This window comes from Streptomyces sp. NPDC046335 (genome assembly GCF_055587985.1).
In genome coordinates, this window is sequence record NZ_JBVJFF010000009.1 from 91,821 (window position 1) to 98,084 (window position 6,264).

Genomic DNA, 6,264 nt, shown 5'->3' on the forward strand with positions numbered 1-6,264 from the left:
GCTTACGTACTGCGTAGGTATGCCGCTCACCGGGGTCGTTCGATATGCTGAACAGCGTCTCTGCTGATGAATGAGCGGGGACTTCGGAGACTATTTCTCGGCGAACTAAGGGGTCAAGGGCGATGTCGGCTGGCGAGACCGGAGGCGGCGCGCAGGTCAAGTCCGCCGTGCGCACGGTGGAATTGCTCGAATACTTCGCGGGCAGCCCCGGAATGCACTCCCTGGCAGCCGTCCAGGAGGCCGTGGGCTATCCGAAGTCGAGCCTCTACATGCTGCTCCGCACCCTGGTCGAGCTGGGCTGGGTGGAGACGGACGCCACCGGCACGCGGTACGGCATCGGCGTGCGCGCGCTGCTCGTCGGCACGTCCTACATCGACGGCGACGAGGTGGTGGCCGCGGCCAGGCCGACCCTGGACCGGCTCTCCGACGACACCACGGAGACCATCCACCTGGCGCGGCTCGACGGCACGAACGTCGTCTACCTCGCCACCCGCCAGTCGCAGCACTACCTGCGGCCCTTCACGCGCGTGGGCCGCAGGCTGCCCGCGCACTCCACCTCGCTCGGCAAGGCGCTGCTCGCCACCCACACCGACGAGCAGGTCCGCAAGATGCTCCCGGAGACACTGCCGGCGCTCACCGAGCACACCATCACCGACCGCGAGAAGCTCATCGAGGAGCTGCACACGGTGCGCGAGCAGGGCTTCGCGGTGGACCGCGAGGAGAACACGCTGGGGCTGCGCTGCTTCGGCGTCGCCATTCCGTACCGCACCCCCGCGCGGGACGCGATCAGCTGCTCGGTGCCGGTGGCGCGGCTCACCCCGGCCCATGAACAGATGGTCAAGGACGCCCTGTTCGACGCGCGCGACCGGCTGACACTGGCGACTCGTAGGCTCTGAGGCATGGATGTGTGCCTGCGCGAAGTCCACGACAGCGATCTGCCCGTCTTCTTCCGGCAGATGAGCGATCCCGAGTCGAGTCACATGGCGGCGTTCACGCCCGAGGATCCCCTGGACAGGGACCGCTTCGACGCCCACTGGACCAAGATGCGCGGCTCCGCCGGCGTCGATGTGCGCACGGTCCTCGCGGACGGCGACGTGGTGGGCAACGCGGCGGTGTACGGCGAGCCGGGCGAGCGCGAGGTCACGTACTGGATCGACCGCGCGTACTGGGGCCGGGGCCTGGCCACGGCCGCCCTGCGCGAGCTGCTCGCACTGATCCCGGAGCGCCCGCTCTACGCCCGCGCGGCGGCGGACAACGTGGCCTCGCGGCGCGTCCTCGAGAAGTGCGGCTTCCGGGAGAGCACACAAGAACGAGGCTTCGCGGCGGCCCGCGGCACGGAAATCGACGAGGTGGTCCTCGTCCTGAACACGGATTGACGGCTCCGCCGGGCCAGGCGGCTCGGGAGGGCCCCCGGCCGGGCCGGGCGGCGTCTGCCTCGCCGCTGACCGGGGCGCTCTCCTCTTGGACGGCTCCTGCGCCTCCGCCGTGCGGCGGAGGCGGATCATCAGGAGGCAGGAGGTGTCAGGGCTGCCTCGGGCGTGAGCCTTGTGCCATGACGCAGATACGGCCCGTCGGCCCGCACAGCAGCGCCACCGCCCCGGGACGCGCCGCCGCCGTCCCGCGAGGTCCCGCCCCGTTCGTTCTCGGGCGGGGCCGTCGTGTTCTGCGGCTCTGCGCTCTCGTCGCCTGTGTCCCGTATCTGTCGCTCAAGCTGGCCTGGATCTTCGGGAGCCACCTCGGCATTCCCGAGGGCAGCACACTGCTCGACCACCGGGTCGTGATGATCTTCGGCAACGGTCTGACCGTCCTGATGGACGGCGCCGTCATCGTCCTCGTACTGCTGCTCACCCGGCCCTGGGGCCTGCGGGCACCCGCCCGGCTTCTCGTGCCGCCGATGTGGGCGGCCACCGGCCTGCTCGTGCCGATCATGGCGGGGTTCCCCCTGACCCAGCTGGTCAGGGTCATCGGCAGCGACGGTGACAGCGACAGCGGCGGATCGGCCGCGCCCTTCCTCGACGAGTGGGTCTTCGGCGTCGTCTACACCGGCTTCATCGTGCAGGGCATCGCCCTCGGCTCCCTCTTCGTCCTGTACTCCAGGGACCGCTGGGGACACCTGTGGCGCGGCCGCCTCCGTGACGTGCCGGAGGGCCACGGCCGGGCCCGCCGCGTCACCGCCCTCGCCGCCGCCCTGCTCGCGCTCTGGCCCGCCGCCGTGCACCTGCTGTGGGCCGCGGGCGCCACCACCGGCCTGAGCGAGGCACGGATCGAGGAGAACGGTTCCGACTTCCGGGTCCTGGAGTCGCTGAACGCGCTCTACCTCGCCGCGGCCGTGGCGGGCGGCCTGCTCCTGGCCTTCCGCCGGCGGCCCGCGCTCCCGGTCAAGGTGCCGCTCGCGCTGGCCTGGCTGGGCTCGGGCGCGGTGGGCTGCTGGGGCGGCTGGCTGCTGTTCGGCTCGCTGACGACCCTGGGCGACGCCGCCGGACGGCCCACCGTCACGATGCTCCTGACCTACGCTGTGCACGTGATCGTCGGGACGCTGGTGGCCGTCATCGGGGCGAGGTTCCTCGGCGAGCGGGCGCGGGCGGCAAGCGGAACCACAGACTCCGGGGGCGGGGCGTGAGAGCCGCAGGCACCGCCCTCTTCGGGCGTCGGGCGCGCCGCCGGTGGGTCCACCTGATCCTCGGCGGCGCGCTCGCCATGCCGTACGTCTTCGTCGGCTCCGTGATCGTCGGGCCTGTGGCCGGCGACGGGCAGATCTTCGGATCGCTCGCCGCCCAGCTCAGCGCGTTCACGGTGGGGCTGCCGCTCGCCGCGATCACCGCGCTGTTCCCGCTGACCCGGCCCATGTCCGTGGCGGCCGTGCGGGCGCTGTGCGGGGTGCCGGACGACTCCCTCGCCGACGGCCCCGCGCGCTCACGTGCGGCGCGGGGGCGCACCTCCGCCTGGTTCACGCTGCATCTGGGGCTCGGCGGGATCATCAGCGGCATGTCGCTGGCGCTGCCGCCGTTCGCGGCCGTGCTGATCACGCTGCCGCTCTTCTCCGCCCTGCGGGACAGCCGCCTCGGCATGCCCGAGGCCTTCGACGAGCCCTGGCTGCTCGCGCTCTCCCCGGTCATCGGCGTCGCCTCGCTCGTGGCGCTGGCGGCGTGCGTGGCGGCGGCCGGCGGGCTCCTCGCACGCTGGGCGCCCGAACTGCTCGGCCCGACGCCCGCCGACCGGCTCGCCACGGCCGAGCGGCGCGCCGCCGACCTGGCGGTGCGCAACCGCCTGGCGCGCGAGCTGCACGACTCGGTGGGCCACGCCCTGAGCGCCGTCACGCTCCAGGCGTCCGCGGCCCGCCGCGTCCTCGACCACGACCCGGAGTTCGTACGGGAAGCGCTGGCCGCCATCGAGGACACCACGCGGCGCACGGTCGGTGAGCTGGACGCGGTCCTCGGGGTGCTGCGGGAGGCCGACGACGCCCGCTCCATGGCGCCCGCGCCGACCCTCGCCGCCGATCTGGACGGCCTGCTGCGCCGCACCAGGGCGGGCGGCCTGCGCGTGGACGCCACCGTCGACATGGACCCCGCGGCCCTGCCCCCGCTGGTCTCCCGCGAGGCCTACCGCATCGTCCAGGAGGGCTTGAGCAACGCCCTGCGCCACGGCGGCGACGGCACCTCGGTGACCCTGCGCATCGCCCTGGAGGACTCCGACCTCGCCGTCACGGCCGAGAACCCCCTGCCGCCGTCCCGCGCCCAAGGCTCCCGCCCCGGCGGCGGCCACGGCCTTCGGGGCGTCGCCGACCGGGCTCGGCTCCTCGGCGGCACCGCAGAGGCGGGCCCCGCGGCCGGCCCCGCCCCCGGGGTGTGGCGGCTCACCGTACGACTTCCGCTGAAGGGACACGCATGACGACCACACCCGAGGACGAGGGCTCCGGCCGCCCGGCCATCCGCGTCGTCCTCGCCGACGACGAGCGCATGGTGCGCACCGCCCTGCGCGCGATCCTCTCCGCCGAGCCCGGCATGGAGATCGTCGGCGAGGCGTCGACGGGCGCCGAGGCGGTCTCCGTGGTCCGGGAGCTGCGGCCCGACGTGGTCCTGATGGACGTCCGCATGCCGGAGGTCGACGGCATCCGCGCCACCGAGCAGATACTGCGCACGATGCCGGAGCCGCCGCGCATCGTCGTCGTGACGACCTTCGAGAACGACTCCTACGTATACGAGGCGCTGCGCGCGGGGGCCGCCGGTTTCCTCCTCAAGCGGGCGGACGCGGACTCCCTGGTCCAGGCCGTGCGCATCGTCGCGCACAGCGACTCCCTGCTCTTCCCCGCGGCCGTGCGCGCCCTGGCCTCGGAGCACGGCCGCGCCCATCCCGAGCCGCCCGCCTGGCTGGCGCGGCTCACCGCGCGGGAGAGCGAGGTGCTGCGGTGGATGGCGGCGGGCCTGACCAACGCGGAGATCGCCGGGCGGATGGGCGTGGGCGCGGCCACGGTGAAGACCCACGTGGCGTCGGTGCTCGCCAAGACGGGCGCGCGGGACCGTACGCAGGCGGTGATCGCGGCGTACGAGTCGGGCTTCATGAGCGCGGGATGACCGGCGCGGGCGCGGGCGCCGAGCAGCCGGGGACTCTGAGAACTGTCTGAGAAAACGACCTCAAGCCCATCAGAAGGGAACGAACCGCCCCTCGTGGCTCGTCCTTCCCCGGGATGAACAAGACGATCAGGCACGCCTCGGTCTTCGCTCTGCTGCTCGTGCTCGCCCTGCTCCTGCGGGCGACGTGGGTGCAGTTCCACGACTCGAAGGCGCTCGCGGACGACAAGCACAACCGGCGGAACACGATCGAGCAGTACGCGAACCCGCCGGGCGACATCATCGTGGGCGGTGAGGCCGTCACCGGCTCCACGCGGACGACAGGAGGCGATCTCGCCTACAAGCGCACATACAAGGACGGCGAGCTCTACTCCCCCGTCACGGGGTACAGCTCGCAGGTGTACGGCGCCACGCAGCTGGAGGGCATCTACAAGGACCTCCTGGACGGCACCGACAACCGTCTGAAGAACCCGCTCGACACGCTCACGAACAAGCGCGCCGACCCCGGCGACGTCGTGACGACCATCGACCCGGCGGTGCAGAAGGCGGCGTACGAGGCGCTGGGCGAAAAGAAGGGCGCGGCGGTCGCCCTCGACCCGAAGACCGGACAGATCCTCGGCATGGTCTCGACGCCGTCCTACGACCCGTCGCGGATCAGCGGCTCCACGGACTCCGAGGCGTGGCAGGAGCTGACGACGGACGAGGAGAAGCCGATGGTGAACCGCGCGCTGCGCCAGCCGCTGCCGCCCGGTTCGACGTTCAAGCTGGTCGTCGCGGCGGCGGCCCTGGAGGACGGTCTCTACGGCTCGGTGGACACGCGGACGGACAGCCCGAACCCCTACACCCTGCCGGGCACGGCGACGGTGCTGCGCAACGAGAACGCGTCGGCGCCCTGCGAGGACGCGGACATCCGCACGGCCCTCCAGTACTCGTGCAACAACGTCTTCGCGAAGATGGCCGTGGACCTCGGCCAGGACAAGGTGAAGGCGATGGCGGAGAAGCTGGGCTTCAACGCGGACAAGCTGGACGTGCCCGTGCGCGCGGGCAAGAGCGTGTACCCCTCGGACATGGACAAGGCGCAGACGGGCCTGTCCGGCATCGGCCAGTTCGACGTGACGGCGACGCCGCTTCAGATGTCGATGGTCTCGGCGGCCATCGCCAACGGCGGCCGGCTGGCGAAGCCGCACATGGTCTCGCAGATCACCGACTCGGGCGGCGACGTCCTGGAGAAGTACGGCGACGGCGACGCCCAGCGCGTGATGGACGAGGACACCGCCGACGGCCTGCGGTCCGCGATGGAGACGGTCGTCGAGAAGGGCACCGGGTCGAACGCGCAGATCGCGGGCGCGACGGTCGGCGGCAAGACGGGCACGGCCCAGCACGGCGAAAGGAACAGCAAGACGCCGTACGCCTGGTTCACGTCGTACGCCAAAAAAGACGGCGACGGCGGGGACGGCGGCGGGAAAGAGGTCGCGGTCGCCGTGATGATCGAATCGTCCAGCGCGGCCCGCGACGAGGTCAGCGGCAACGGCCTGGCGGCCCCGATCGCCAAGGCGATGATGCAGGCCGCACTGGACCGATAAGCGGACTGCGGAAAAGTCCCGGGGGGAAGACGAACGGGAAAGAGGGTTTGAAGGGCGTTTTTTTCTCGTCTCCCCCCCCAACCCCCCCCCCAGAGAAAAGCGGGGGGACCAGA

6 protein-coding genes are annotated in these 6,264 nt (G+C 72.1%); all 6 read left to right on the forward strand.

Annotation, left to right across the window (positions count from 1 at the left end; all coding sequences use genetic code 11):
* Positions 1-122 precede the first annotated feature (122 nt).
* Positions 123-896 carry an IclR family transcriptional regulator gene (locus ACZ6JY_RS22815; RefSeq protein ID WP_469198200.1) on the forward strand — a complete coding sequence of 258 codons (774 nt, stop codon included), beginning with the start codon at positions 123-125 and terminating at the stop codon, positions 894-896.
* Between the two features lie 3 nt (positions 897-899).
* Positions 900-1,376 (forward strand): GNAT family N-acetyltransferase, encoded by a 477-nt coding sequence (locus ACZ6JY_RS22820; protein ID WP_469198202.1) that lies wholly within the window; start codon positions 900-902, stop codon positions 1,374-1,376.
* A 176-nt stretch (positions 1,377-1,552) separates the two neighbouring features.
* Complete coding sequence (locus ACZ6JY_RS22825) at positions 1,553-2,620, forward strand: hypothetical protein (RefSeq protein ID WP_469198204.1); 1,068 nt, start codon at positions 1,553-1,555, stop codon at positions 2,618-2,620.
* Positions 2,617-3,888: a sensor histidine kinase gene (locus ACZ6JY_RS22830; protein WP_469198206.1), complete on the forward strand. Its 1,272-nt coding sequence runs from the start codon at positions 2,617-2,619 to the stop codon at positions 3,886-3,888. The genes ACZ6JY_RS22825 and ACZ6JY_RS22830 overlap by 4 nt, the downstream gene beginning before the upstream one ends.
* Entirely contained in the window at positions 3,885-4,571 is a 687-nt protein-coding gene (locus tag ACZ6JY_RS22835) for a response regulator transcription factor (RefSeq protein WP_469198208.1), read from the forward strand. Before ACZ6JY_RS22830 ends, ACZ6JY_RS22835 begins: the two co-directional genes overlap by 4 nt.
* A 113-nt stretch (positions 4,572-4,684) precedes the next feature.
* A complete protein-coding gene (locus ACZ6JY_RS22840) occupies positions 4,685-6,151 on the forward strand; it encodes a peptidoglycan D,D-transpeptidase FtsI family protein (protein WP_469198210.1) in 1,467 nt (488 codons plus the stop codon).
* Positions 6,152-6,264 lie beyond the last annotated feature (113 nt).